The organism is Micromonospora sp. NPDC049559 (assembly GCF_040676675.1).
Classification (GTDB): Bacteria; Actinomycetota; Actinomycetes; order Mycobacteriales; family Micromonosporaceae; genus JBFAPK01.
The window spans coordinates 39,172-66,139 of the sequence record NZ_JBFAPK010000003.1; the positions used below are offsets into that span (position 1 = coordinate 39,172).

Below are 26,968 nucleotides of genomic sequence, written 5' to 3' on the forward strand. Positions count from 1 at the left end.
CCGGCCGGGCGAGTCGGGCCGTGGAAATTCCAGCCTTTTAGCCGGATGTCGGAACGCTACGTGCCAAAGCACGCAGCCAACGACCACCTCCGGTACTTAGGAGTAACGGTATCGCTACTCAACTTCACTCCGTTACGGGGTGCACGCGGAGGGATTTCCCTCTATATGCTGCCCCGGTGGGCCAGTCGTGGAACTTTGTCGGCCGTACGGACGAACTCGACCGCCTTCTCGCGGCGGCGACGAGCGCGAACGGCCGGGGCCTGATCCTCAGCGGTACGGCCGGCGTCGGCAAGAGCCGGCTGCTCCGGCAGTGCGTCTCCGATCTACCCACCGAGCGGTACGCGGTCTGGCTGGCCTCGGCGAACATCGCGATCGCGGGGCTCCCCTTCGGCGGGCTGGCCCAGGTGCTCCCGACCAACCAGCCGCCCGGCCTCTCCCCCGCCGGCATCCTGCGCTGGGCGGTCGACGCCCTGCACCAGCAGGCCGCCGGCCGGCCGATCGTCCTCGCCATCGACGACATCCACCTGCTCGACGAGTCGTCGGCGGCCCTGGTCTACCTGATCGCCCGCTCCGACAACGCCACCGTGCTCGGCACCCTGCGCACCGACGAGCAGGTGCCGGTGCCGATCCGGGCGCTCTGGACCGACGACCTCGTCGACCACGCCGAGTTGCAGCCGATGAGCCTGCCGGACACGAGCGACCTGCTCAGCGCGATCCTCGGCGGGCCCGTCAGCCCCACCTCCGCCGACCGCATGTGGCGGATGTCCTCCGGCAACCCGCTGCTCCTGCGCGAACTGGTCTTCGCCGCCCGCGACAGCCACGAACTGAGCGACTCGTACGGGGTGTGGCAGTGGACCGGCGGACAGGAACCACGGCTCTCGCCCAACCTCGACCACCTCATCGACACCCGGATCGGCCAGCTCACCCCGGGCGTACGGGCCGTCGTCGAGCTGGTCGCGATGGGCGAGCCGATCGGCTCCGTGCTGCTGATCCAGGCCACCGACGCCACCGACGTGGAAACCGCCGAGGAGCGCGGGCTGATCCGGGTCATCCAGGAGGACCGGCGGATGAACGTCCGCCTGGCCCACCCGCTCTACGGCGAGATCCTGCGCCGGCGCTGCCCGGTGACGCGTACCCGCAGGCTCAAGGCCGAGCTCGCCGATCTGCTGGAGGCGGTCGGCAACCGGCGCCGGGACGACCTGCTGCGTACGGCCGTCTGGCGGGTCGAGTCGGACACCGCCCGCGACCCCGGCCAACTGCTGGAGGCGGCCATCCAGGCGTTCGGGCGCTACGACGTGACGCTCGCCGGCAAGCTGGCCCGGGCGGCCCTGAACCTCGGCGGCGGCTTCGACGCCGCGGAGACGCTCGCCACCGTCAAGATGTTCGAGGACGAGCCCGTCAAGGCGCGGGAGGTGCTCGACGCGGTCGCCGACCAGCTCGCCTCCGACCAGCGGCGCAGCCGGTGGCTGACGGCACGCGGGATGATCTCGTACTGGGGACTGCGCGAGGAGTCCACCGTCGAGGAGCTGGCGACCGGCGCCACGCGGATCGAGGACTCGGCCGACCGGGCCCGAGTCCGAGCCTTCGAGGCGATCATGCGGCTGCACCGGCTCGACCTCGCCGAGGCGCTGCGGCTGAGCCGCGCGGTGCTGGACCGCCCCGCCGCCACCCCAGCTGCCCGGGGCGTCGCCCGCTGCGCCATCGCCCACCTGCAGGCCGCCAAGGGCGAGCTGGCGCGCAGCGGCCGGGCCATCAGCGGGGTCGAGGCGGACGCGGCGCAGTGGCGGACCGACATGCCGTACCTCCAGCTCTCGCTGGAGCTGGCGCGCGGCACCCGGCTCGCCCTCTCCGGAGACCTCGCCGGCATCGACGCGATCGTGGCCGACGAGTTCGCCGACCTGGCCGACGCGGGCGACTTCCGGCTCGGCTCCGGGTACCTCTCGATCCTGCGCGCGCAGGCCGCCCGGCTGCGCGGCCAGACCGGTGACGCGCTCAAGTTCAGCCTGCGGGCCTGCGCGGTGCTCGGCGCCAGCCCGGTCTACGCGGCGCTCGCACACGCGGAGCGGGCGCAGGCGGCCGCCCTCCGCGGCGACACCGAGCTGGCCGCCGAGGCGATGGCCGAGTCCGACCGCCTGCACTTCGCCGGGATGGAGGTGCTCTACCCGTGGCGGGAGCAGGCCCGCGCGGCGGTACTGGCCAGCTCCGGTGACCTCACGGGCGCGGTCACCCGGCTGGAGGCGCTGGCCCACCGGCTGCGCGGCGACGGGTTCGCCGGGCACGAGGTCTTCGCCCTGCACGACCTGGTCCGACTCGGTCGGGCCGACGCGGAGATCGGCGGCGCGCGCGGCGCCGGCCAGCGGCAGACCGTCGCGCAGCGGCTCACCGCGCTGACCGAGATCGTGGACGGCCCGATCCCGCCGCTGGCGGCCCGGCACGCGCGGGCCGCCTCGGCCGGCTCCCCGCCGGAGCTGCTGGCCGTCTCGGACGGCTTCGCCGAACTCGACCTGAACGTCTTCGCCGCCGAGGCCGCCGCGATGGCCGTGGCCCGACTCCGGGAGGCCCGGGCCGCCGGGGCACACGAGGCGAACGTACGCCTCGGCGACCTGCTCGCGCTCTGCGACGTGGTACGCAGCCCGGCGCTCTGGATCCGTACCCCGAGCCTGACCGAGCGGGAGCGGCAGATTGCCCGGCTCGCGGCGAAGGGGATCCCGAGCCGGCACATCGCCGAACAGCTCTACATCTCGCCGCGTACCGTCGAGAACCACCTCCAGCGGGTCTACAGCAAGCTCGGCGTGGCCGGCCGCAGCGAGCTGCTGCCCGCCCTGCGCGCCATCCCGGAGCAGGAGGGCTGAGTTGCTGGCGCCGGCTCCGCCGGCGCGGCTCGCGCGCCCGAAAAGCCGCCCTGTAGGCGCCAGTCGCTCCAGTCGCTGAGTTGCTGTCGCCGGCTCCGCCGGCGCGGCTCGCGCGCCCGGAAAGCCGCCCTGTAGGCGCCAGTCGCTCCAGTCGCAGAGTTGCTGGCGCCGGCTCCGCCGGCGCGGCTCGCGCGCCCGAAAAGCCGCCCTGTAGGCGCCAGTCGCTCCAGTCGCTGCGCTCCTTCCGCTTGGTGGCGCCTGCGGGCGGCGGCGCGGCTCGCACGCTCCTTCCGCTTGGTGGCGCCTGCGGGCGGCGGGCGCCTCGCGGGTGGGTCGGGCTCGACGGGGCCGGTATGCGAGTCTCTAGGCTGGAGCGGTGAGCATCCATCACCCCGCGCTGCTGACCGACCATTACGAGCTGACGATGGTCAGCGCCGGCCTGCGGGACGGCAGCGCCCACCGGCACTGTGTCTTCGAGGTCTTCGCGCGCCGCCTGCCGTCAGGCCGTCGGTACGGGGTGGTCGCCGGCACCGGCCGCCTGGTCGAGCTGATCCGCGATTTCCGGTTCCACCCCGACGAGGTGACCTTCCTCCGCGAGAGCGGGGTGGTCGACGACCGGACGGCCGACTGGCTGACCGACTACCGCTTCACCGGCGACGTCGACGGCTACGCCGAGGGGGAACTCTTCTTCCCCGGCTCGCCGATCCTGACCGTCTCCGGCACCTTCGCCGAGTGCGTGCTGCTGGAGACCCTGGTGCTGTCGGTGCTCAACCACGACAGCGCGATCGCCGCGGCGGCGGCCCGGATGGTGACCGCCGCGCGGGGCCGGACCCTGATCGAGATGGGCAGCCGGCGCGCCCACGAGGAGGCGGCGGTGGCGGCGGCCCGGGCGGCGTACCTGGCCGGCTTCGGCTACACCTCGAACCTGGCCGCCGGAGCGCGGTACGGGATCCCGACCGCCGGTACCGCCGCGCACGCGTACACCCTGCTGCACGACGACGAGCCGGCCGCGTTCCAGTCGCAGATCGCGGCGCAGGGCAAGAGCACCACGCTGCTGGTCGACACGTACGACATCAGCGAGGGCATCCGCAACGCCATCTCGGTGGCCGGTCCGGACCTGCGGGCGATCCGGATCGACTCGGGCGACCTCTCGGTGCTGGCGCACCAGTCCCGGCAGCTGCTCGACTCGCTGGGTGCCACCGAGACGAAGATCATCGTCTCGGGCGACCTGGACGAGTACGCCATCGCCGCGCTCGCGGCCGAGCCCGTCGACATGTACGGCGCCGGTACCGCCGTCGTCACCGGCTCCGGGGCACCCACCGCCAACCTGGTCTACAAGCTGGTCGAGGTCGACGGGCGCCCGGTGGTGAAGCGCTCCGAGAACAAGGCCACCGTCGGCGGGCGCAAGACCGCGGTACGCCGGCACAAGCCGACCGGTACCGCGACCGAGGAGATCGTCGTCTCGCAGGGCGTGCCGGACCGGCAGCCGAACGACCGGCTGTTGCAGCGCTCGTACGTGGTCGGGGGCGAACCGGCGCCGCTGCCCACGCTCGAGGAGTCCCGCGACCACCTCCGGCAGTGCCTGATCTCGATCCCCTGGGAGGGGCTCAAGCTCTCGGCCGGCGATCCGGCCCTCCCCGTCACCGTCGTACCGACCACCTGAGAGGGCGAAGATGAGCCGAGCACTGATCATCGTCGACGTGCAGCGGGACTTCTGCGAGGGCGGCTCGCTCGCGGTCGCGGGCGGCGCGGCCGTGGCGGGGGAGATCTCCCGCCGGCTGGCCGACGACACCGGCGACTGGCAGCACGTGGTGGCGACCAAGGACTACCACGTCGACCCGGGCGCCCACTTCAGCGACCAGCCGGACTACGTCGACTCCTGGCCGACGCACTGCGTGGCCGGCACCTCCGGCGCCGACTTCCACCCCGACCTGCGTACCGACCGGGTGGAGGCGATCTTCCACAAGGGCCTGCACGCGGCGGCGTACTCGGGCTTCGAGGGGCTGGAGCCCGGCGGGGCCGGCCTGGCCGACTGGCTGCGGCAGCACGACGTCGACGCGGTGGACGTGGTGGGAATCGCCACGGACCACTGCGTACGCGCCACCGCCCTGGACGCGGCGCGGGCGGGCTTCGCCACCACCGTGCTGCTCGACCTGACCGCCGGGGTCGCCGAGCCGACCACCCGGGCGGCCCTGCGGCAGCTCGCCGACGCCGGGATCCAACTGCGGGGCGAACCGGTGATGGAGGTCACCGAATCCCGTTAATCGCTCGCGAGAAGGTCCTACCCCGTGCTCAGGATGGTGCGGGAGGTACGGACTCTGATGGACTTGAAGCCTTACTGGCGGGCGCTCTCGGTGCCCGGTCTGCGGTCGCTGCTGGCGGTGTCGATCCTGGCCCGGATACCGCTGACCGCCACCGGCGTGACGCTCACGCTCTACGTCGTGCTCGCGCTGGACCACGGCTACGCGGCCGCGGGGCTGGTCGGCACGGCGACGACGGTGGGCAACGCGCTGGGCTCCCCGCTGCTGGGCCGGCTGATCGACCGGCGCGGGCTGCGTCCGGTGCTGCTGCTGGCCACGGCCACGGAAGCGGTCTTCTGGTCGACCGCGCAGGCGCTGCCCTATCCGGCCCTGCTCGGCGCCGCATTCCTGGGCGGGCTGCTCGCGCTGCCCGTCTTCTCGACGGTGCGCCAGTCGATCGCCGCGATCGTGCCGGAGGACCGCCGCCGCCAGGCGTACGCGCTGGACTCCATGTCGGTCGAGCTGTCGTTCATGATCGGACCGGCGCTCGCGGTGCTGCTCGCCACCACCGTCTCCCCGCGCGTCACCATGCTCGCCGTCGGTGTCGGCGTGGTCCTCGCGGGAGTGGCCTTCATCCTGCTCAACCCGCCGATCAGGGCCGACGACGAACCCGCCGGTCCGGCCCGGCCGATCCCGCGCCGCGACTGGTTGACCTCCCGGCTGGTCGGGATCCTGGCGATCGGCTCGGCCAGCACGCTGGTGCTGGGCGGCACCGACGTCTCGGTGGTGGCGGTGCTGCGGGAGGCCGGCGAGGTGGACTGGACCGGCGCGGTGATGGCGATGTGGGCGGTCTACTCGCTGGTGGGCGGCTTCGCCTACGGCGCGGTCGCCCGGCCGCCGTCGGTACGGTGGCTGCTGACCCTGCTCAGCCTCGGCACCATGCTGGTCGGGCTCGGCGGTGGTCACTGGTGGCTGCTCGCCCTCGTCCTGCTCCCCGCCGGTGCCCTCTGCGCCCCGACCCTGGCCGCGACGGCCGACGCGGTCAGCCGGCTGGTGCCGGCGGGCGTACGGGGCGAGGCGATGGGGCTGCACGGCTCGGCCATCACCGTCGGGCTGGCGCTCGGCGCGCCGCTGGCCGGCGCGGTGATCGACGCGTCGGCGCCGGCGTACGGGTTCGTCGCGATCGGCCTGGTCGGCGCCCTGGTGGCGCTCGCCACGCTGCTCGGCGAGCGGCGCCGGCGGATCCGCCTCGTCCCGGACGAGACGGCGACCGCCGAGCGTGGCATCGACGACACCGTCCTGACCCGCTGACCCCTGCCCCTCCCCGTCGATCTAGGGCAAATCGTGGTGATTAGAGGTCAACTAACAGGGATTTGCCCTAGATCGACGGGGATATGACGGGTGGGTAGCGGCGGGCGGGTACGACGAAGGGCGCCGGACTCCCCGGTCGGGAGTGCGGCGCCCTTCGGCGGTGCTACGGCCGGATCAGCTCCGGTCGACGTTGCTCACGGTGTCCTCGGCGTAGCTCGCGCCGCCGTCCGACTCGCTGGTCAGCGGCTTGGCGCCCCCCTCGGGCGGGCCGGCCAGGGACTGGCCGCCGGCGGCCAGCTCCGGGAACTTGGCGTCGAAGGCGGGCCGCTCGGAGCGGATCCGCGGCATCCGGTCGAAGTTGCGCAGCGGCGGCGGGCAGCTGGTCGCCCACTCCAGCGAGTTGCCGTGGCCCCACGGGTCGTCCACCTCGACCACCGGACCGGCCTTGTACGACTTCCAGACGTTGTAGATGAACGGCAGGGTCGAGATACCGGTGATGAACGCGCCGATGGTGGAGATGGTGTTCAGCGTGGTGAAGCCGTCGTGGGCCTGGTAGTCGGCGTACCGCCGGGGCATGCCTTCGGCGCCGAGCCAGTGCTGCACGAGGAAGGTGGTGTGGAAGCCGATGAAGGTCAGCCAGAAGTGCACCTTGCCGAGCCGCTCGTCGAGCATCCGGCCGAACATCTTCGGGAACCAGAAGTAGATGCCGGAGTAGACCGCGAACACGATCGTGCCGAAGAGCACGTAGTGGAAGTGGGCCACCACGAAGTAGGTGTCCGAGACGTGGAAGTCCACCGGCGGGCTGGCCAGCAGCACGCCGGTCAGACCACCGAAGAGGAACGTCACCAGGAAGCCGACCGCCCAGAGCATGGGCGACTCGAAGCTGATCTGGCCCCGCCACATGGTGCCGATCCAGTTGAAGAACTTCATGCCGGTCGGTACGGCGATCAGGAAGCTCAGGAACGAGAAGAACGGCAGCAGCACCTGGCCGGTGGCGAACATGTGGTGCGCCCAGACGCTCATCGAGAGCGCGGCGATGGCGAGGGTGGCGCCGACCAGCCCCTTGTAGCCGAAGATCGGCTTGCGGGAGAAGACCGGGATGACCTCGCTGATGATGCCGAAGAAGGGCAGCGCGACGACGTAGACCTCGGGGTGGCCGAAGAACCAGAAGAGGTGCTGCCAGAGCATGGGGCCGCCGGTCTCCGCGTCGAAGACGTGCGCCCCGAGGATGCGGTCCGCCGCGAGCGCGAAGAGCGCCGCCGCCAGCAGCGGGAAGACCATGATCACGAGCAGGCTGGTGACCAGGATGTTCCACGTGAAGATCGGCATCCGGAACATCGTCATGCCGGGCGCCCGCAGCGTCAGCACGGTGGTGATCATGTTGACCGCGCCGAGGATCGTACCCAGACCGGAGATGGCCAGGCCGACGATCCACATGTTCGCGCCCGGGCCGGGCGAGTGCTCGATGTTGCTCAGCGGCGTGTAGGCGAACCAGCCGAAGTCGGCGGCGCCGCCGGGGGTGAAGAAGCCGGCCACCGCGAGCGAGCCGCCGAACAGGTAGAGCCAGTAGGCGAAGCTGTTCAGCCGCGGGAACGACACGTCCGGCGCGCCGATCTGCAGCGGCACCACGTAGTTCGCGAACGCGAACACGATCGGCGTCGCGAAGAAGAGCAGCATGATCGTGCCGTGCATGGTGAACAGCTGGTTGTACTGCTCGGGCGACAGGAACTGCAGCCCGGGCCGGGCCAGCTCGGCGCGCATCAGCAGCGCCATGAAGCCACCGATCATGAAGAACGCGAACGCGGTGACCATGTACATGATCCCGATCTGCTTCGCGTCCGTCGTACGGAGCAACCGCGCGATGGCCGAGCCCCGGACGGGCTGCCGGACCGGCCATGGCCGGGTCACGATCGGCTTAGGTGCGACGGTGGTCACGAGTGGCCTCCGGTTCTCGTTAGTCCCACTGCGCCCACACGAGTGATCCGCACGCTGTTGATTCACTGTTGGGCCGTACCTCGCAGGCAGAATAGTCCCCATCTGCGCCGGGGCCCGGCGCGGGGTGCCGGTCGCCGCCCGCACCCGGCCGGAGCCGGCGCGCGGGTCGGGTCGGATCGGCGCTCGGGTCGGACCCGATCGGCGCGCGGAGGCGCGACGGAGCGTCCGGGCGGCTCAGGCCGGGTCGAGCAGCAGGCGGTAGTGCTCCTGGAAGATGCGCCCGCCGCGCCCGCGCAGCAGCGGGTCGCGCAGCGCGGGCGGCACGTCGCGGGTCCGGTCCCGGTCGCGGGTCCGGTCCAGCACCCACTTCACCCGGGGTCGTCGGCGGTTCTCGTACGCGATCAGCGCCTCGCACGGGTCGTCCGCGCGCCCCAGCGTCTCGGCCAGCACCACGGCGTCCTCGATCGCCATCGCCGCGCCCTGGGACAGGGTCGGCGCGGTGGCGTGGGCGGCATCACCGATCAGCACCACCCGACCGCGTGACCAACGTCCCAGGTCCACCTCGTCGGTCACCTCCACCTGCACCGACTGCAACGCGGCGAGCACCGCGGGCACCGGACCGCCGTACCCGCGGAACACCTCGTGCAGCCGGGCCATCGGGTCCCGCGGCGGCGCCGTACCGGCCTCGTCGGCGTAGCAGTAGAGCCGGCTGGTACCCATCGGCATCACCAGGAAACCGGTGCGCTGCCCGAGCAGGGCGGTCCAGTCGCTGATCCGCGGGCCGCCGGTGACGACGCTGCGGTAGACGATCTGGCCGGCCGGGCGGGCCGAACCGCCCAGGGCGGCCAGGGCCCGGATCGCCGAGCGGCGCCCGTCGGCGCCGATGACCAGGTCGTACTCGGCGATCCGGCCGTCGCTGAAGGTCACCGTGACGGCCCGCTGCTCCAGTTGCAGCGTGCGTACCTCGACGCCGTGGCGCACCTCGCCGCCGGCCCCGGTGAGCAGCACCCGGTGCAGTTCGGACCGGGGCAGGGCGCGGCACTCCCCGACCCCGGCCCAGAGCCGGACCAGGTCGACCTCGCAGAGCAGGCCGCCGGCCGCGTCGAGGAAACGCTGCCGGTGGATCGCCTGTCCCAACGGCCGGACCGGACCGTCGAGGTTCAGTTCCCGCAGGGCGCGGGCCGCGTTGCCGGGCAGGTAGATGCCGGTGTCGACGAACCGGGCGGCGGGCGCCTTCTCGGTCACCTCCGGCCGGTAGCCCGCCAGCCGCAGGGCCCGCGCCACGGCCAGACCGGCGATGCCCGCGCCGACGACGAGGATGCGCAGGTTGGATGCGGGCATGGTGCTGGCGCCTCCGGAGGGGATTCGGCACGCGTTGAAGGCAAGACACTACTCCCCGCAATCGCGCGGCGGTAGATCCCTTCCGGCAGGTGCCGGTCCACCGGGGGGCGGCCGGAGCCACCGTCCCGGTGAGCGGGAAGTTGACTAGCCCCATTGAACAGCGACGATCCGACCGGAAACGTCACCGCTAGCGCTGCACGCGGGCTCCCGCCCCGGCGACGAGCGCCGCGACCTCCCTGCGAGTGGCCATCGAGGTGTCACCCGGAGTGGTCATGGCGAGGGCACCGTGCGCCGCGCCGTACTCGACCGCGGTGGCGAGGTCACCGAACTCCAGCAGCCCGAAGATGAGGCCCGAGGCGAAGCTGTCGCCGCCGCCCACCCGGTCCAGGATCTCCAGCCGCCGCTGGGTGGCCTCGACGAAGCCGCTCCCGGCCGACCAGGCCACCGCACCCCAGTCGTTGACGCTGGCGCTGCGGACGGTACGCAGGGTGGTGGCGACCACCTTGAAGTTGTCGTACTCCTTGGTCACCGCCTCGATCATGCGACGGAAGTTGGCCACGTCCAGCTCGGCCAGGTTCTCGTCGGTGTCCGGCACCTCGAACCCGAGCGAGGCGGTGAAGTCCTCCTCGTTGCCGATCATCACGTCGACGTACCGGGCCAGCCGCCGGTTCACGTCCTGGGCGCGTGCCTTGCCGCCGACCGCCTTCCAGAGGCTGGGCCGGTAGTTCAGGTCGTACGAGATGACGGTGCCGTGCCGGCGCGCCGCGGCCATGGCGGCCTCGATGGTCTCCGGGGTGACCTCGGAGAGGGCCGCGTAGATCCCGCCGGTGTGCAGCCAGCGCACCCCGAGCGTGCCGAAGAGGTGATCCCAGTCGACGTCCTCCGGGCGCAGTTGGCTCGCGGCCGTGTGGCCCCGGTCGGAGGTGCCGACGGCGCCGCGTACGCCGAAGCCGCGCTCGGTGAAGTTGAGCCCGTTGCGGACCTCCCGGCCGATCCCGTCGTACGGCAGCCAGCGGATGAACGAGCTGTCCACGCCGCCCTGGAGCACCAGGTCCTCCAGCAGGCGGCCCACCTCGTTGTCGGCGAAGGCGGTGACCACGGCCGTCCGCAGTCCGAAGCAGCGGCGCAGCCCGCGGGCCACGTTGTACTCCCCGCCGCCCTCCCAGACCCGGAAGTTGCGGGTGGTCCGGACCCGACCCTCACCGGGGTCGAGCCGCAACATGATCTCGCCGAGCGACACGAGGTCGTAGCGGCACTGGTCGGCGGGGCGGAGGTCGAGCATCGGGAACTCCCAGGGGACGGCTCGGTCGGAGCGGGGACGGGGGCGGGCTAGACGGCGCGGGCGGCGGCGAGGGCGGCGGCGGTCCGCCGGGTGACCTCGTCCCACCGGCCGGCGGCGAGCAGGTCCGGCGCGACCATCCAGGTCCCGCCGACGGCGAAGACCGCCGGGTGGGCGAGGTAGTCGGCGAGGTTGCCGGTGTTGACCCCGCCGGTCGGGATGAAGCGGACCGAGCGGAACGGCGCGGCCAGCGCCTTGATCATGGCGAGGCCGCCGAGCTGCTCGGCCGGGAAGAACTTGACCGTGTCGAGCCCGGCGTCGAGGGCGAACTGGATCTCGGTGGCGGTCGCGGCGCCCGGGAAGACCGGGACGCCCAGCTCCTGGCAGTGGGCGACGACCCGGGGACTGAAGCCCGGGCTGACCACGAACCGCGCTCCCGCCTCGACGGCGTCGTCGACCTGGGCCGGGGTGAGCACGGTCCCGGCGCCGACCAGCAGGTCGGCGCGGGCGGACATGGCCCGGATCGCGTCGGCCGCGGCGTCCGTACGGAAGGTCACCTCGACGCTGCGGAGCCCGCCCGCGGTCAGGGCCTCGGCGAGCGGCTCGGCGGCGCGGGCGTCCTCCAGCACGACGACCGGCAGGATCCGGCCCGCGGAGATCGCGGCGTGGACGTCTCCGGCGGCATCCGCCGGTACGGATTTCTGTTCAGAATCGTGAACGTTGGTCACGTGGCTGACCCTACCGAGGGCGTGGAGGGTGTCAACCGCCTAGAGTTGCCGGCATGACGACGGGCGAGGATTTCCAGCCGGTGAAGTCCGCCGGCCGGACGCTGGACGTGCTGGAGGCACTGGCCGACTCGCCCGGCCGGTCGCTGGTCGACCTCGCCCGCGACCTGGCCATTCCCAAGAGCAGCCTGCACGGGATCCTGCGCACCATGACGCAGCGCGGCTGGGTGACGGCGGACCCGACCGGCACCCGGTTCCGGCTGGGGCTACGGGCGTTGCAGGTGGGCGCCGCGTACCTGGAGAGCGACGACGCCACCGGGTTGCTGGCCCGCGTGCTCGACGACCTGGCCGGCCGGTTCGGCGAGACGGTCCACCTCGGCCGGCTGGACGGGCGGCACGTGGTCTACCTCGCCAAACGCGAGTCGGTGCACCCGTTGCGGCTCTACAGCGCGATCGGCCGACAACTGCCGGCGCACGCCACCGCGCTCGGAAAGGTGCTGCTGGCGCAGCGCACCGACGAGACGGTCGACCGGCTGCTCAACTGGCCGCTGGCGCGGCTGACCCGGCACACGATCACCGAGCCCGAGCGGCTGCACGCCGAGCTGGCGGCGATCCGGGAACGGGGCTACGCGGTCGACCACGAGGAGAACAGCGAGGGCATCGTCTGCTTCGCGATGGCCGTACCGCTGCGGTCGCCGTCGGTCGACGCGATCAGCCTGTCGGTACCGGCGGCGCGGCTCGGGCCGGAGAGCGAGGAGCGGATCGTGGCGGCGCTGCGCGAGGCCGTGGAGCAGGTACGGTCCGCGCGCACCCTGCTCACCGCCCCCTGACACGGCGCCCCGGTACGGCGTTCAGGCCACCGAACGGCGCGGGTTCCACGGCCGGGTGAATCGCCGCGGCGCGCCGGTCCGACGGTTGCGAAGCGATTTCAGACATGTAAATGTGTCCATGTCATTGTGGGAGCGCTCCCGGCGCTGGTAAGGCCGGACCCGCGCGCCCCGCGCCGCCACGGACACCACCGCCAGCCAAGGAGCATCATGAGACGCCCGATCCGCGCCATCGCGGGGGCCTGCCTGCTCGCCGCGGGCTCGCTCGTCGCCATCGTCGCCGCCGGCCCCGCCCAGGCCGACGTGCAGATCTGCGAACAGTACGGCTCGACCACCATCCAGGGCCGCTACGTCGTCATGAACAACCGTTGGGGCACCACCGCCCAGCAGTGCATCAACGTCACCAACACCGGCTTCGCCATCACCCGGCAGGACGGCCAGGGCAACACCAGCGGCGCCCCGGTCTCGTACCCGGCGGTCTACCTGGGCTGCCACTACACGAACTGCTCCCCCGGCACCAACCTGCCGATCCAGGTGAGCCAGATCAGCAGCGCCACCAGCAGCATCAACTACACGTACGTGAGCGGCGCGACCTACGACGCCGCGTACGACATCTGGCTGGACCCGACCCCCAAGCGCGACGGCGTCAACCAGATGGAAATCATGATCTGGTTCAACCGACAGGGCCCGATCCAGCCCATCGGCTCGGTCGTCGGCAACGCCACCATCGGCGGTCGCAGCTGGGAGGTCTGGCGCGGCAGCAACGGCTCGAACAACGTCATCTCGTACGTCGCGCCGTCGCCGATCACCAGCTGGAGCTTCAGCGTGCTGGACTTCATCAACGACACCCGCAACCGCGGCGCGATCACCAACTCCTGGTACCTGACCAGCATCCAGGCCGGGTTCGAGCCGTGGCAGGGCGGCACCGGGCTCGCGGTGAACTCGTTCTCCGCCACCGTCAACGGCGGCGGCGCGCCGCCCACGACCGCTCCCCCGACCACCCCGCCGCCGGGCGGCGGAGCCGGCTGCCGGGTCGCCTACACCGCGAACTCGTGGGGCGGCGGGTTCACCGCCGACGTCAGCGTCACCAACACCGGATCCAGCACGATCAACGGCTGGACCCTCACCTACAACCTGCCCGCCGGGCAGCAGGTGACCAGCTCCTGGAACGCCACCGTGACCCAGAGCGGGTCGGCGGTGACCGCGCGGAACATCAGCTGGAACGGCACCCTCGCCCCCGGCGCCAGCGCCTCCTTCGGCTACCAGGGCACGCTCAGCGGCAGCTACTCCTCGCCCACCGCCTTCTCCCTCAACGGCAATTCCTGCACCCGCGCCTGACGCCCGCCGCCGGCCCCCGACCCGCCTGACAGCGGGTCGGGGGCCGGCACCGCGCTCGGCGGAACCCAACCCGAGGCGGGACCAGCTCACCGCGCCCAGGTCAAGGGGTGGGGAGCCGCGTTGCCCACGACGGGATCAAGCCTGACCGCCCAGAGTGGGCAACGCGGCCCCCCAGCCACCACGACCGCCCTCCCACCACGACCGCCCAGCCACCACGACCGCCCACCCACCACGACCGCCCCCGCGACGTCAGGCCGATTCGAGGTCGAACGAGCCGCGCGGCGGGCCGCCCGCAGGCCCCCGGGCCGGCGGACGCGGACCGAGGTCGAGGCTCCCGACCGGGTACCGCGCGTCGGCGAAGACGACCCGGCTCAGGTCGTGCCCGGGCAGGTCACAGGGCTGCCCCGGCGGCAGTACCGGAGCCAGCGCCTGGAACACCGAACGGATCCGGTCGGCCCGGTACTCCTCCGGGGTCGGGGTCGCCCGCAGCAGCGCACCGCCCTGGGCCAGCGGCACCACCTCGGCGAACGCCCCGGTACGCCGCAGCGCCTCCGCCCCGCCGAGGCGCCCGGTCAGCTCCCTCGGGCAGATCGTCACCCACTCGTACCCGCGCAGGTAGCTGCGGCTGGCCCGGGCCGACTCCTCGTTGCCCCGGTACAGCGCGCCGTCCAGCATCGTGGTCGGCGCCATGATCTCGGCGTTGACGATGATCTCCCCGTACGCCGGGTCCGCCACGTCGCCGACGAGCCGGGCCAGCTCCACCAGCGCCGGCACCACGTACGGCAGCCGCCCGGACCGCTCCTTGAACCCGACCGAGACCTGCAGCTTGACGTGCCGGCGGTCGGCGAAGCGGAAGACGTACAGGTCGAGTTCGGAGGCGATGGCGGTGGTCGGTACGTCGAACCAGTGCGCGGAGAGCTGGTACAGGTCCTCGGTCAGCCCCTCGTCCCAGTCCCGCGGCCGGCGCCGCCGGGGGCGACCCTCGATGGTCTGCTCATGTGCGGAGAGTGACATCATCGGCTCCGTCTGACCCGCCGGAGCGACGAACGGCAGGAGCAGGCGGCACGCCTCCCGGTACCAGTAGCGCAGCAGCGGCGCGCTCGTCGAAAGGTCATCGCCGCAGTCCAGATAGATCAGACAGCTCGCGTAGTCGGGCTCCAGCCCGGCGTCGTCCAACCATCCCGGCACTGTGTCGCCGGCGTGAAAGCCGTACTCGTCCATCTCCGTGCTCCTCCCCAGGCCTCTACAGACAGTCACCGTAGCGGCCCGGGGCCAAAGAAGCAGCAGCCAGTACCCCCGCCGTTGCGGCGGTACCGGTTCCGGATTTCCCGGCAGCGCGCGGCGTAACGCGAGCCACACGCCCAGCGATGGATCGAGCATCGGCGCGGGCGACCGACGCCACCGCGCGGTCAGCGGGCGAGGGCGTCGATCTCGCTCAGCTCCTCGGCGCTCAGGGAGAAACCGAAGACGTCGAAGTTGCGCTCGATCCGCTCGGGCGTGACCGACTTCGGGATCACCACGAAGCCGTGGTCCACGTGCCAGCGCACGATCACCTGCGCCGGCCCGACGCCGTGCGCCTCGGCGATGCGCGTCAGCACCGGATCGTTCAGGTCGCTGGTCTTGAAGGGGCTGTACCCCTCCAGCACCACCCCGCGGTCGCGGTGGTCGGCGACGATCTTCGCGTCGTACAGCGAGGGGCTCCACCGGATCTGGTTGACCGCCGGCGCCTCCTCGGTGGCCTGGATCAGCGCGTCCAACTGGTCGGTCTCGTAGTTGCTCACCCCGATCGACCGGACCAGACCCTGGTTGCGCAGCCCGATGAACTCGCGCCAGGTGTCGAGGCCGAGCCCGTCGGACGGCGGCCAGTGGATCAGCCAGAGGTCGAGGTAGTCCGTGCCGAGCGCGGAGAGGCTCGCCTCCAGCGTCGGTCGTTCGTTGCCGGCCCGGTTGGGCGGCAGCTTGGTGGTGATGAAGATTTCCTCACGGGGTACGCCGCTGTCGCGGATCGCCCGGCCGACCTCCTGCTCGTTGCCGTACGCGGTGGCGGTGTCGAGGTGGCGGTACCCGACCTCCAGCGCGTGCCGGACGGACTCGTACCCCTCGTTGCCGGTCGCCTGCCACGTGCCGAAACCGACCAGCGGGATGGTGGTCTCGCCGGGCAGGGGGACCGTGGGTTGTTCGGTTGGACTCATGGCACTCGTCCTACCCCGGACGGCCCCGTCCATGCAATGCCCGCTGCGGGCGGGTACGGGGTGCCGGACAATCGGCTCATGGGCGATCGCCTGGACGACTACCGGCGCAAACGAGACGCCGCCCGTACCCCGGAACCGGTGCCGGAGCGCGCGCCCCGGCGGGGGCGGGACGACCGCTTCGTCATCCAGCAGCACCACGCCCGGCGGCTGCACTGGGACCTGCGGCTGGAGCGCGACGGCGTGCTGGTCTCCTGGGCGGTGCCCCGCGGCCTCCCGCGCGACCAGGGCCGCAACCACCTCGCCGTGCACACCGAGGACCATCCGCTGGAGTACCTGACGTTCGCGGGCGAGATCCCGTCCGGCGAGTACGGCGCCGGCCAGATGAAGATCTTCGACCGGGGCCGCTACCACTGCGAGAAGTGGCGCGAGGACGAGGTGCAGGTCACGCTGCGCGGCAAGCGGGTCTCGGGACGGTACGTGCTCTTCCAGACCCGGGGCAAGGACTGGATGGTACGGCGAATGGACCCGCCGCCGGCGGGCTGGACGGGCATGCCGGAGCTGGTCCACCCGATGCGGCCGGTACGCGCGGCCCGGCTGCCGGCCGACGACGACGCCTGGGCGTACGAGCTGTGCTGGACCGGCACCCGGGCGATCGGGTACGTCTCGGGCGGCCGGCTGCGGCTGCTCTCCGGCGCCGACGGCGCCGACGACGCCGGGGATGCCGACGACGCGGAGCTGACCCGCGACTTCCCCGGCTCGCGCGCGCTCGCCGAGTCGCTCGCGCCGACCGAGGCGGTGCTCGACGGCGTGCTCGTCACGCTCGGCGGCACCCCGCAGTACCTGATCTTCGACCTGCTCTGGCTGGAGGGCGCCGACAGCACCGGCCTGCCGTACGCCGAGCGCCGGGAGCTGCTCGACGGGCTGGCGCTGGCGGGGCCGTACTGGCAGACGCCGCCGCACTTCACCGGGGGTGGCCGGTACGCGCTGCGGACCAGCCGCGAGCAGGGGCTCGCCGGGGTCGTCGCGAAGCGGCTCGACTCGCCGTACCGCCCGGGGCGGGCCAGCCGCGACTGGCTCGCCATCGCCGCCCGCTGATCCCGGGCACCGGAGATCCGCCCGCCGATCCGCGCGGGGACAGCCGCCCGCCGAATCCGGGGCGGGACGGACTGTGCTCCGGCCGCCGGGGCGAGGATCATGGTGACGTGTACCTGACGCATCTGGAGTGCCCTCGCTGTGGCACCACGTACGAGGCCAACCAGCCGCGCAACCTCTGCTCCTGCGGGTCGCCCCTGCTGGCCCGCTACGACCTGGCCGCGGTCGGCCGCGCGGTCAAGCGGGAGGAGTTCGCCGGCCGCTCCGCCGACCTGTGGCGGTACCGGGAACTGCTGCCCGTCGGCGACGCCGAGCACATCGTGACCCTGGGCGAGGGCTGGACGCCGCTGCTGCCGGCGCCCCGGTACGGCGCGCACATCGGCATCCCCGGGTTACTGGTCAAGGACGAGGGCCTGGTGCCGACCGGCTCGTTCAAGGCCCGAGGCGCCGCGGTCGGCGTCTCCCGCGCCCGCGAGCTGGGAATCCGGCACGTGGCGATGCCGACCAACGGCAACGCGGGCGCCGCGTGGGCCACCTACGCGGCTCGCGCCGGGCTGCGCGCCACCGTCGCCATGCCGCTCGGCGCGCCGACCATCACCCGCCGCGAGTGCGTCGCCGCCGGCGCCGACCTGCGCCTGATCGACGGCCTGATCAGCGACGCCGGCCGGTACATCGCCGGCCTGATCGCCGAGTCGGGCGGGGAGATCTTCGACGCGAGCACCCTCAAGGAGCCGTACCGGCTGGAGGGGAAGAAGACCATGGGGTACGAGATCGTCGAGCAGCTGGGCTGGCAGGTGCCCGACGTGATCCTCTACCCGACGGGCGGCGGGGTGGGCCTGATCGGCATCCACAAGGCGCTGCTGGAGATGCGGGAGCTCGGCTGGATCGGCGACCGGTTGCCGCGCCTGGTGGCGGTGCAGTCGACCGGCTGCGCGCCGATCGTACGGGCCTTCGCGGCGGGAGAGCAGCGGGCCGAGCCCTGGCGGGACGCCCGTACGGTCGCGTTCGGGATCAACGTACCGACGCCGCTCGGGGACGAGCTGATGCTGCGCGCGCTGCGCGACACCGCCGGTACCGCCCTCGCGGTCAGCGACGAGGACCTCCTCGCCGACCTGCACGACTTCGGCTCCCGCGAGGGGCTGCTGCTCTGCCCGGAGGGCGCCGCCTGCCTCACCGCGGCCCGGCAGCTGCGGACCGGGGGCTGGATCGGGGCCGACGAGCGGGTGGTGGTGCTCAACACCGGCGCGGGCCTGAAGTATCCGGACACGGTCGACGTGGACCGGCTGCCGGTGGTGGGCTGACCCGGTGACCCGTACCCTACCCGGGCCGCCCGGCGCGGTGCCGTCGCCGGCCGACCGCCGGCCCGTTAGTCCAGGCATGGGCCACAGTCCAGGAACGGGCCGCAGTCCAGATGCGGGCCGCAGTCCGGGCGCGGGCCCCGCCCCGGGCGCGGGCCGGGCGGCGGGCCCGGCCACGCGCACCCTTCCGGTCGAGCCACCGGACGGGCTCGACCCGGCCGACCGGGAGCTGTGGCGTACGGTCGCCGAGGTGCTGGAGACCAACTGGTCGCGCGACCACACGGTCCCCTCCCGCACCCTGTACCCGCACCAGTGGAGCTGGGACGCCGGCTTCATCGCCGTCGGCCTGGCCCACGTGGCACCCGAGCGGGGCTGGCGCGACCTGCGCAGCCTCTTCTCGGCCCAGTGGCCCGACGGGCGGGTGCCGCACATCGTCTTCGACCCCGAGGTGACCGAGCGGGACTACTTCCCGGGCCCCACCTTCTGGGCGGCCCCGGCCATGGACGCCACGCAGACCGCGCCGGCCACCCCGGCGGTGCACACCGTGCCGACCGCACCAGCCGCGCCGACCGCACCCGCCCCGCCGGCGGTGCACGCCGCGCCGGTCGCGCCCGCCGCCCGGGCCGGCACCACCGGCATCGTCCAGCCGCCCATCCACGCGCTCGGCGCCTGGGCCCTGTACCGCCACGCCCGCGATCCGGAGGCGGTCGCCGCCGGGGTGGCGGAGCTGCGCTGGCTCTACCCCCGGCTCGTGGCCCAGCAGGACTACCTCGCCGGGCCCCGCGACGTCGGCGGCGCGGGGCTGAGCAGCATCGTGCACCCGTGGGAGTCGGGGCTGGACAACAGCCCGTCGTGGGACGCGGCGCTGGCCGCGGTGCCGGTCACGATGGAGCTGCTGCACCGGTACCGTCGCCGCGACGTCGGCGTGGTGGCCGCCGTACACCGGCCCACCGACGAGGACTACGCGCGCTACCTGGGCATCGCGGCCGCGTACCGGGACGGGGGTTACCGGGACGCCGACCTCGCCGGGCGGCATCCGTTCCTGGTCGAGTGCCCCGCCTTCAACACGCTGCGCGCCGCGGCGGAGCTGGCGCTGGCCGAGATCGCCACGGTGGTCGGCGCGGACCCGGCGCCGCACCGGGCCCGGGCTGCGGCGATCACCGCGGCCGTCGTCGACCGGCTGCACGACCCGGGCACCGGGATGTTCCACGCGCTCGACGTACGCACCGGCCGGCTCAGCCCCGCCCGCTGCGTCAACGGGCTGCTGCCGCTGCTCCTGCCGGGCCTGCCGGCCGCGCGGGCGGCGGCGCTGGTGGAGGTCGCGACGTCGGCGTGCTTCGGGTTGACCGAGCGGATGCCGGTACCGAGCTACGACCGTGCGGCGGCCGACTTCGACCCGCTGCGCTACTGGCGCGGACCGGTCTGGACGAACATGAACTGGCTGCTCTGGCGCGGGCTGCGTACGCACGGCCGGGACGACCTCGCCGCGACGCTGCGCACCGCCCTGCTCGACCTGGTCCGCCGCTCCGGCTGCTACGAGTACTTCCACGCCGACACCGGCCAGGGGATCGGCGCGCCGGCGTTCAGCTGGACCGCCGCCCTCACCCTCGACCTGCTCGCCGAGCGCTGACCCCCGCTCCACCAGCCGCCCGTGACGTCGCCGGCCGGCCGGGACCGGCGCGTCCGCGAGGTCGTGTCCTGATCTGCAATATCTGTGTCGTTGACGCCACGGCGGCGCGCTGACGAGCATGAACGGCGTGCACCGACGCGTTGTTCTCGTGGTCTTCGACGGCTTCCAACTCCTCGACCTCGCCGGTCCGGCCGACGTCTTCGGCACCGCCGGTCTGCTGTCGCCCGAGTCCGGCTACCACCTTGAGGTGACCGCCGTGACCGCCGGCCCCGTACCGGCGCGCAACGGCCTCACGACCACGGCGGGAACCCCGCTCGCGGAGGTCTCCGGCCCGCTCGACACCCTGCTGGTGGTGGGCGGACTGGCCGTCCGGGAGCAGGTCGACAACCGTCCCCTGGTCGAGGGGATCGCCCGGCTGGCCCCGTCCGCCCGGCGGATCGCCTCGGTCTGCACCGGAGCCTTCCTGCTCGCCGAGGCGGGGCTGCTCGCCGGCCGGCGCGCGACCACGCACTGGCTGATGGCCCGCGAGCTCGCCGAGCGGTACCCGGACGTCGCGGTCGACGCCGATCCGATCTACGTCAAGGACGGGAACGTCTGGACCTCGGCCGGCGTCACCGCCGGCATAGACCTGGCGCTCGCCCTCGTCGCCGACGACCACGGGCACGCGCTCGCCCGCGACGTCGCCTGCGGCCTCGTGATGTACCTGCACCGACCCGGCGGGCAGAGCCAGTTCAGCACGGCGATGCACGCGTACGTCCCGCGCAGCCAGCCGCTGCGGCAGCTGCAGACGTTCATCGACGCCAACCCGGCCGAGGACCTCAGCGTGCCCGCCCTGGCCCGGCGCGCGGGGATGAGCGAGCGCCACTTCTCCCGCGTCTTCACCGAGGAGACGGGCCTCTCCCCCGGGCGGTACGTCGAGCGCAGCCGCGCGGACACCGCCCGGCGGCTGCTGGAGAGCACCGACCACCCGCTGGACACGGTGGCCAGGCAGTCCGGGCTCGGGGTCGCCGAGACCCTCTACCGCGTCTTCCACCGGCACTGGCGGATCTCACCCGGCGACTACCGCCGCCGGTTCCGTACGAAGGGAAACTGACCATGCACGCCGCCATCCCGCTCTATCCCCGGTTCACCGCGCTCGACGCCGTCGGCCCGTACACGGTGCTGGCCTTCGCCCCCGGCTGGACGGTCACCTTCGTTGCCGCCGAACCGGGGCCGGTCCTCGACGACCGGGGCAGCCTCTCCATCGCCGCCACCGCGTCGTACGAGGACGTGCCGCGCCCTGACGTGATCATCGTCCCGGGCGGTCCGGGCACCACCGAGGCGATGCGGGATCCGGACCTGCTCGGCTGGATCCGGCAGGGCCACCAGCACAGCACCTGGACCACCTCGGTGTGCAGCGGATCGTTCGTGCTCGGCGCGGCCGGGCTGCTCGACGGGATCAAGGCGACCAGCCACTGGGGCTGGCGCGAACGCCTCGCGGGCTTCGGCGCCGAGCCGGTCGGCGACCGCGTCGTGGTCGAGGGCCGGATCGTGACCTCGGCGGGCGTCTCGTCCGGCATCGACATGGCGATCAGCCTGCTCGCCCGGGCGAGCGACGTGACGACGGCGCAGATCGTCCAGCTCGCGATCGAGTACGCCCCGCAGCCGCCCTTCGACACCGGCTCCCCGGAGACCGCCCCGGCGGAGCTCCGCGCACCGGCCCTGCGCCTCATCGGCATGGAGACCAGCCGCTGACGCTCCGGCCGGAGTCGAGGCTCAGTCGGTCAGCGGTACGACCGCGTTCTCGTCCAGCCCGGTGGCGGCGCGGAACGCGTCGATGGTCGCCCGGGGGTCGCCCGGCTCACGCTGCAACAGCGTGGGCCGGTTCCCCTTCTCGTACGAGCCGAGCAGGGCCACCGTCTCGCCGGTGTTCAGCCGCAGGATCAGCCCGAGCAGCGAACCGTCGCCGATCGGCAGCTTCTCGAACCGCTCGCGGAGCCGGTCCTGCACGTTCATCAGCGACTGGCCGACCCGGGCGACCGGCCGGCCGTGGTCGAACGTCGGCCACTGGTCGATCGGCTGCCGCTCGTACGCCGGCTCGGGCCAGGGCCGCAGCTCGTCGAGGCGGTGCAGCAGCCGGGTGACGAAGTCGCGCACCCCGGCCTCGCCGTGCTCGCCGCCCAGGTCGCGGGTGAGCTGTTCGCCCGAGGCGAGCGCCGCGGTCAGCGCGTCGTGGTACGTCTGCGGGCCGGCCCGCAGCGACCCGCGCCCGACGATGTTGTCGGCCGTGGCCCGCACCGTCGCCGCGTCCAGCGACGGCGCGTAGGTCAGGGTGTAGAGAATCGCGTTGAGCTGGGGACGCCAGCCCGATGCCGGATCGCTCATCAGGTGCCCTCCGGCGCCCAGTAGTCAACGTGGAAATCATTACGCACCCCGCCGTTGCGCAGGGTGTCGACGACCTGGTTGGTGTACGTGCGGCCCGGCCGGTAGTGGCCGCTGTGGTCGGTGACCATGTCGAGCCGGCCCTGGGTCACCTGCAACTCGCCGGCGCCGGCCACCGGCTGGCCGCCGAGGAAGCTGGAGTGGTGGGTGACCCCGACCTCCTGGTTGGTGGAGGCGTAGATGTTCCCCTGGTCGTCCATGACGAAGATGGCCCGCCCGCCGACGCCGTCGGTGTGGATCGCGCCGCCCTCGGAGGTGTCGAACAGCGTCCCGTCGCTGCGGTGCAGCAGCCCGTCCGGCCCGACGAAGACCCGGTGCGCCTCCCGCTCGGCGTCGTCCATGTAGTGCACGCCATTGCCGGGGAGCAGCCCGTGGCCCGGGTACTGCTCGCCCACGTGGATCTGGTTCATGGGCGTGGTCGGCAGCGGCGGACCGCCGGCGTTCGGCGGCGGTACGTCCGGCCGCCCGTCGCCGTCGAAGTCGTCGAGCTTGCCGTCGTTGTTGCCGTCCGGGTCGAGCTGGTCCGGGGTGCCGTCGCCGTCGGCGTCGTGCGCCCGCGGGTTGTGCGGGTCCAGCGGGTCGTGCCCGCCGAGCTTGCGCAGCAGCGCGCCCAGCTCGTCGACGAGCCCGCCGAGCTTGCCGAGCAGCGGCTTGAGCTTGCGGAAGCTGTTCACCAGGGCCATCAGCAGCTTCGAGATCCGCGCGACCCACTTGCCGACCAGCGTGCTGACCTGCGAGATCACCCATGGCGTACCGATGCCGAGGGTCAGGCCGACCTCGGCGAGCCACTGCGGCAGCCGTACCGCCAGCACCGAGACGAAGTCGGCGATCAGGTCGCGCACCATCTCGCGTACCAGGGCGACCAGCAGCCCGGCGCCCTCGACGACGGCGCCGATCCCGTCCGAGGCGTGCGACATGGACTGCAACGCCTCGAGGTGCTGGGCGGCGTGCGACCGGTACGCGTCGGCGGCCGGTCCGGCCCACCCGGCGATGTCCTGCCAGACCGAGGTACGCAGGTCGCCCGCGACCTCGATCAGGTGTTTGGCGGCGTTGCGCCAGGTCTGCGCGTACGCGGCGATCTGGTCCGGGTCGCCGGCGAGCTTGTCCAGCGCCTCGGAGAGCGGCTTGACGTGCTCCATCAGCCAGGCGACGCCCCAGCTCACCAGGGAGCCGAGCGGGTCCAGCACCATGCCGAGCGCGTCGAGGCCGGTGGAGACGCCGCCGATGGTGGCGTCGATCCAGCTGCCGGAACTCAGGCCGGAGACGAGGTCGGAGATGTCCTCGGCGATGCCGAACCCGGTGACGCCCTGGGTGCTGTCCTGCCGCTGGGCGACGAGCGGGTTGTCGGTGCTCACAGCGGCAGCTTGAGGTGCCGGCCGGTGCCGCTGACCCGGGTACCCGCGCCGTGGTCGGTCGCCTCGTGGCCGCCGGCCGCCGTACGCAGCTTGCCCGCGGTCTCCGTGAGCGCGGCGGCGGAGGCCGAGAACGCGTTCACCGCGGAGTTGGCCACCGCGTCGATCAGGGCAGGTACGAACTGGCAGAGCAGCCCGTACGCCTCGTTGCCCAGCTGCACCTGCGCCGCGGCGGAGCGGGCCAGGTCGGCTCCGCTCGACGCGTGGTCCACCGAGCCGGCGTGCTTGCGCACGTCGTCGAACGGCATTCGTACCGTCTCATCGCCCATCGCGCGACTCCCCTCCCCACCGGTCGTCGTCATCGGGGAGTGGGGCCGGGAAGCGGCGCTCGAAGCTGTCGATCACGGCGCGCCCGGTCTCCGAGTCGCTGCCGACGGTCGCGTGCACCACCGAGCCGACCTCGTCGGCGAGCGACGCCTGCGCCTTGCGCAGCACCCGCATGATCTCGCCGGCCAGCTCCTCGCCGCGCATCCGCTGGACCCGGTCGTCCAGCCGCAGCTCGCTGGGGACTCCCGAACCGTCGACGGTCACCCGGATCGCGCCGTCGGCGCCGGACGCGGTCGCCTTGATCATTGCCACCCGGTCGGCCAGCTCGGCCGCCGCGCTGGCCCGCGCCGACACCTGCGCGGTCCAGGACCGGATCCACGCCTCGGCGTCGTCGGGATCCGCACCAAACACGTCACAACCTCCATCGGCGCCTGTTCCTCCCCCAGGAACGCCGACCATTTGACCATGTCGCCGCAACGGTGTCAGCGCGGGTCCGCCCCGACCTCGTCGTCGATCTAGGGCAAATCCACGCGATTGGAGATCAACTAACGCGGATTTGCCCTAGATCGCGGGGGTCAGGACTGGGGCGGCTCGTCCTTGCCCGCCTCCTCCAGCGCGTCGGCCTCCTCCTTCGTCCGGTGCACCGCCCCGTCGGCGTGCTCCGGCGGCCCGTACACGGTGTAGAGCACCAGCGGGTTGGGGCCGGTGTTGACGAAGTTGTGCTTGGTCCCCGCCGGTACCGCGACCAGGTCGCCCGACTGCACCGCCCGCGTCTCGCCGGCAAGCCGCGCCTCACCGGTACCGCTCACGAAGGTGAGGATCTGGTCGGTGTCCTCGTGCACCTCCTCACCGATCTCACCGCCCGGCGGAATAGTCATGATCACCAGCTGACTGTGCCTACCGGTCCACAGCACCCGTCGGAAGTCCGCGCTCTGCTCGGCCACGGTGGCGATAGTGAAGTGCTCCATGCCGACCGGTTACCCGGTCGCACACCGGACAACTCCCCCCGAGCCGGCGGGCGTGCGGAAAACGACATCCCCGGATCGGCGCGATTCTCCGCCCGCGAGAGGTTTGCCGGAGCCGGATGTGGGCACCGTGACAGCAGATCGGCCCGCGGTACCGGACCGGTCGAGCCAGGTCCCCGCTGACGTACCGCCGGATTGGCTGCGGTGGCGGGAGACGGCCAGAGCGCGGCGACGCTGCGACCCCGGGGTCCGGCGGCGCCGCGCGCTCACGTCCGCACCCAGGGGCGGCCGGCGGCCCGCGACGCGCCCACCACCACGGCCGCCGCCCCGGCGAGCCGCGCCAACACGGCGACGCATTCGCCGAGCGAGACGGCGGGCCCGGGCGCCGCCAGGACCACGGCCGAGAGGTACGCGCCGGGCTCCGACGGGTGCGGCGCGTACAGCGCCGACCAGGCCAGCAGTCGGTCCAGCCAGGGCAGCGTGGTCAGCGCGAGCAGCACCGCGCCGGCGGCCGGCAGCACGCCGCCGCGCCGGGCCAGGGCGGCCCCGGCCACCGCGAACGAGCCGACCAGCACCGGCAGGCCCAGCACCAGGGGCAGGTTCCAGCGCGGTTCCCACCCCCGGGCGGCGAGGTCGAGCAGCAGGTACCCGAGCGCACCGCCGCCCCCGATCGCCGCGCCCACCGCCGCGCGCCGGGCGGAACCGCGGGCGGGCGCGGCGAGCACCGCGTACGCCAGCGCGCCGTACCCGACCAGCAGCGCGACCGCCTCCCGGACGTACCGATCGAACCAGGAAGCGGCCACTTCCTCGATGGAGAGGTACTGGAAGCTGGCCCCCTCCGTTCCGGTCCACGGGTCGCCGGGGGCGAGGACGTCCAGCAGCGCCAGGGCGCCGAACGCGAGCGGGCCGGCGAGCAGCGCCAGGCGGATCCGCCCGGCGGGCGCTGCGGGGCGTGCCCCGTCGGCAGGTGCGGGGCGTGCCCCGTCGCCAGGTGCGGGGCGTACCGCGTCGGCGGCCGGCGCCGGGGCGGGAGCCGGCAGCAGTGCGTAGCCGAGCAGCACCGCCCAGGCCAGTACGGCCGCGGACGGCAGCAGCGGTGAGCCGAAGAGCACCCCGGCACCGTGCACGATGGACAGTACGGCGAAGCCGGCGAGCAGTGATCGGCGCATCCGCATGCCGCGATGCTGCCATGCCGCCCGACCCCGGCTCTCCACCTACCACCGGCCGGGATGGGCGGGAAGACGACCGGTCCCCGTGACGGCTCGTCACGGGGACCGGCACGTCGACCGTCAGGAGTGCACGGCCAGGTGGAAGGCGCGGTCGGCGGCGGCGCCGGCCCCGCTGAACGTCTCGACGAAGACGCCGTTCGCGATGCCGGCCCGGCCGACGACCGCGATCTGACCCGAGGGCGCCACGCCGACGTTGCCGGTGAGACCGGTGGTACCGACGTAGGCGGAGCCGGTGACGTCGTGCGCGAAGACGACCTGGTACTGGCCGACGGCCAGGCGGGCCGACGAGATGACGCCGAACCCACGGACGAGGGCGCCGTTGGCGGCGACGACCGCGAAGAAGGTCTGGGCGGTGGGGGGCAGGCCGGCGCCGGTGGCCGGTACGACCTCGGCCCCCGCCGAGGCGGCGGCGACGTCGGCCTCGCTGGCCTGTGGCTGATCGGCGCTCCGGGCCTGCTCTGAACTGGCGGATTCGGACATGGTGACACTCCTTGCGGCTCGGGCCGGTACGGCGGCCCGCGAACGAGGGATTGGCACATAAGCACTGATCAGCGAGCAATTCTTCTCGATTCCGATCAATGCTCATTTATCCCAAGGCTAGGCCGCGGCACTCC

General features: G+C 73.0%; 24 protein-coding genes. 11 read left to right on the forward strand and 13 right to left on the reverse strand.

Annotation, left to right across the window (positions count from 1 at the left end):
• Positions 1–176 precede the first annotated feature (176 nt).
• The 4 genes from AB0J86_RS05885 (at position 177) to AB0J86_RS05900 (ending at position 6,403) form a co-directional block, all read left to right on the forward strand.
• Positions 177–2,852, forward strand: a complete 2,676-nt coding sequence (locus AB0J86_RS05885; RefSeq protein WP_363853159.1) for a LuxR C-terminal-related transcriptional regulator — start codon at positions 177–179, stop codon at positions 2,850–2,852.
• A 376-nt stretch (positions 2,853–3,228) separates the two neighbouring features.
• Entirely contained in the window at positions 3,229–4,515 is a 1,287-nt protein-coding gene (locus AB0J86_RS05890) for a nicotinate phosphoribosyltransferase (protein ID WP_363853162.1), read from the forward strand.
• Between the two features lie 10 nt (positions 4,516–4,525).
• Positions 4,526–5,116 carry an isochorismatase family protein gene (locus AB0J86_RS05895; RefSeq protein WP_363853164.1) on the forward strand — a complete coding sequence of 197 codons (591 nt, stop codon included), beginning with the start codon at positions 4,526–4,528 and terminating at the stop codon, positions 5,114–5,116.
• Between the two features lie 33 nt (positions 5,117–5,149).
• Positions 5,150–6,403: an MFS transporter gene (locus AB0J86_RS05900; RefSeq protein ID WP_363853887.1), complete on the forward strand. Its 1,254-nt coding sequence runs from the start codon at positions 5,150–5,152 to the stop codon at positions 6,401–6,403.
• 174 nt (positions 6,404–6,577) lie between these two features.
• Here AB0J86_RS05900 and ctaD read toward each other — a convergent pair whose 3' ends face one another.
• From ctaD to eda, 4 genes are all read right to left on the reverse strand, one after another.
• Positions 6,578–8,338 (reverse strand): cytochrome c oxidase subunit I, encoded by a 1,761-nt coding sequence (gene ctaD, locus AB0J86_RS05905; RefSeq protein ID WP_363853167.1) that lies wholly within the window; start codon positions 8,336–8,338, stop codon positions 6,578–6,580.
• A gap of 234 nt (positions 8,339–8,572) precedes the next feature.
• On the reverse strand, positions 8,573–9,679 hold the full coding sequence (locus tag AB0J86_RS05910; RefSeq protein WP_363853170.1) for an FAD-dependent monooxygenase: 1,107 nt from the start codon (positions 9,677–9,679) through the stop codon (positions 8,573–8,575).
• Between the two features lie 187 nt (positions 9,680–9,866).
• Positions 9,867–10,961, reverse strand: a complete 1,095-nt coding sequence (locus AB0J86_RS05915; protein WP_363853172.1) for a sugar kinase — start codon at positions 10,959–10,961, stop codon at positions 9,867–9,869.
• A 47-nt stretch (positions 10,962–11,008) separates the two neighbouring features.
• On the reverse strand, positions 11,009–11,686 hold the full coding sequence (gene eda / locus AB0J86_RS05920; RefSeq protein WP_363853175.1) for a bifunctional 4-hydroxy-2-oxoglutarate aldolase/2-dehydro-3-deoxy-phosphogluconate aldolase: 678 nt from the start codon (positions 11,684–11,686) through the stop codon (positions 11,009–11,011).
• Between the two features lie 53 nt (positions 11,687–11,739).
• Between eda and AB0J86_RS05925 the strand changes: the two genes are divergently transcribed.
• A complete protein-coding gene (locus tag AB0J86_RS05925; protein WP_363853177.1) occupies positions 11,740–12,513 on the forward strand; it encodes an IclR family transcriptional regulator in 774 nt (257 codons plus the stop codon).
• 207 nt (positions 12,514–12,720) lie between these two features.
• Complete coding sequence (locus tag AB0J86_RS05930; RefSeq protein WP_363853179.1) at positions 12,721–13,848, forward strand: cellulose binding domain-containing protein; 1,128 nt, start codon at positions 12,721–12,723, stop codon at positions 13,846–13,848.
• Between the two features lie 249 nt (positions 13,849–14,097).
• Here the strand turns inward: AB0J86_RS05930 and AB0J86_RS05935 are convergent, their stop codons facing one another.
• A complete protein-coding gene (locus AB0J86_RS05935) occupies positions 14,098–15,069 on the reverse strand; it encodes a hypothetical protein (RefSeq protein ID WP_363853182.1) in 972 nt (323 codons plus the stop codon).
• A 188-nt stretch (positions 15,070–15,257) separates the two neighbouring features.
• Positions 15,258–16,040, reverse strand: coding sequence for an aldo/keto reductase (locus AB0J86_RS05940; protein WP_363853185.1), 783 nt, complete (start codon positions 16,038–16,040; stop codon positions 15,258–15,260).
• A 78-nt stretch (positions 16,041–16,118) separates the two neighbouring features.
• Here AB0J86_RS05940 and AB0J86_RS05945 point away from each other — a divergent pair, with 78 nt between their 5' ends.
• The 5 genes from AB0J86_RS05945 to AB0J86_RS05965 all read left to right on the forward strand — a co-directional run bounded on the left by AB0J86_RS05945 (position 16,119) and on the right by AB0J86_RS05965 (position 21,794).
• On the forward strand, positions 16,119–17,135 hold the full coding sequence (locus tag AB0J86_RS05945) for a DNA polymerase ligase N-terminal domain-containing protein (protein ID WP_363853188.1): 1,017 nt from the start codon (positions 16,119–16,121) through the stop codon (positions 17,133–17,135).
• A 107-nt stretch (positions 17,136–17,242) separates the two neighbouring features.
• Complete coding sequence (locus tag AB0J86_RS05950; protein WP_363853191.1) at positions 17,243–18,433, forward strand: threonine synthase; 1,191 nt, start codon at positions 17,243–17,245, stop codon at positions 18,431–18,433.
• 76 nt (positions 18,434–18,509) lie between these two features.
• The gene (locus AB0J86_RS05955) at positions 18,510–20,060 is read left to right on the forward strand and encodes a hypothetical protein (RefSeq protein ID WP_363853193.1); all 1,551 of its coding nucleotides are present in this window, start codon (positions 18,510–18,512) and stop codon (positions 20,058–20,060) included.
• 127 nt (positions 20,061–20,187) lie between these two features.
• The gene (locus AB0J86_RS05960; RefSeq protein WP_363853196.1) at positions 20,188–21,153 is read left to right on the forward strand and encodes a GlxA family transcriptional regulator; all 966 of its coding nucleotides are present in this window, start codon (positions 20,188–20,190) and stop codon (positions 21,151–21,153) included.
• 2 nt (positions 21,154–21,155) lie between these two features.
• A complete protein-coding gene (locus tag AB0J86_RS05965; protein ID WP_363853199.1) occupies positions 21,156–21,794 on the forward strand; it encodes a DJ-1/PfpI family protein in 639 nt (212 codons plus the stop codon).
• Between the two features lie 21 nt (positions 21,795–21,815).
• On the opposite strand, the gene AB0J86_RS05970 is transcribed toward AB0J86_RS05965, so the two are convergent.
• The 7 genes from AB0J86_RS05970 to AB0J86_RS06000 all read right to left on the reverse strand — a co-directional run bounded on the left by AB0J86_RS05970 (position 21,816) and on the right by AB0J86_RS06000 (position 26,834).
• Positions 21,816–22,424, reverse strand: a complete 609-nt coding sequence (locus AB0J86_RS05970) for a hypothetical protein (RefSeq protein ID WP_363853202.1) — start codon at positions 22,422–22,424, stop codon at positions 21,816–21,818.
• Positions 22,424–23,836, reverse strand: a complete 1,413-nt coding sequence (locus AB0J86_RS05975; protein ID WP_363853204.1) for a WXG100 family type VII secretion target — start codon at positions 23,834–23,836, stop codon at positions 22,424–22,426. Before AB0J86_RS05975 ends, AB0J86_RS05970 begins: the two co-directional genes overlap by 1 nt.
• A complete protein-coding gene (locus AB0J86_RS05980) occupies positions 23,833–24,162 on the reverse strand; it encodes a type VII secretion target (RefSeq protein WP_363853207.1) in 330 nt (109 codons plus the stop codon). The genes AB0J86_RS05975 and AB0J86_RS05980 overlap by 4 nt, the downstream gene beginning before the upstream one ends.
• Entirely contained in the window at positions 24,152–24,571 is a 420-nt protein-coding gene (locus AB0J86_RS05985; RefSeq protein ID WP_363853210.1) for a YbaB/EbfC family nucleoid-associated protein, read from the reverse strand. The genes AB0J86_RS05980 and AB0J86_RS05985 overlap by 11 nt, the downstream gene beginning before the upstream one ends.
• Positions 24,572–24,735: 164 nt before the next feature.
• Positions 24,736–25,128, reverse strand: a complete 393-nt coding sequence (locus AB0J86_RS05990; protein ID WP_363853211.1) for a cupin domain-containing protein — start codon at positions 25,126–25,128, stop codon at positions 24,736–24,738.
• 263 nt (positions 25,129–25,391) lie between these two features.
• Positions 25,392–26,300, reverse strand: coding sequence for a hypothetical protein (locus AB0J86_RS05995; RefSeq protein WP_363853214.1), 909 nt, complete (start codon positions 26,298–26,300; stop codon positions 25,392–25,394).
• A 114-nt stretch (positions 26,301–26,414) separates the two neighbouring features.
• Positions 26,415–26,834, reverse strand: a complete 420-nt coding sequence (locus tag AB0J86_RS06000; protein WP_363853217.1) for a hypothetical protein — start codon at positions 26,832–26,834, stop codon at positions 26,415–26,417.
• Positions 26,835–26,968 lie beyond the last annotated feature (134 nt).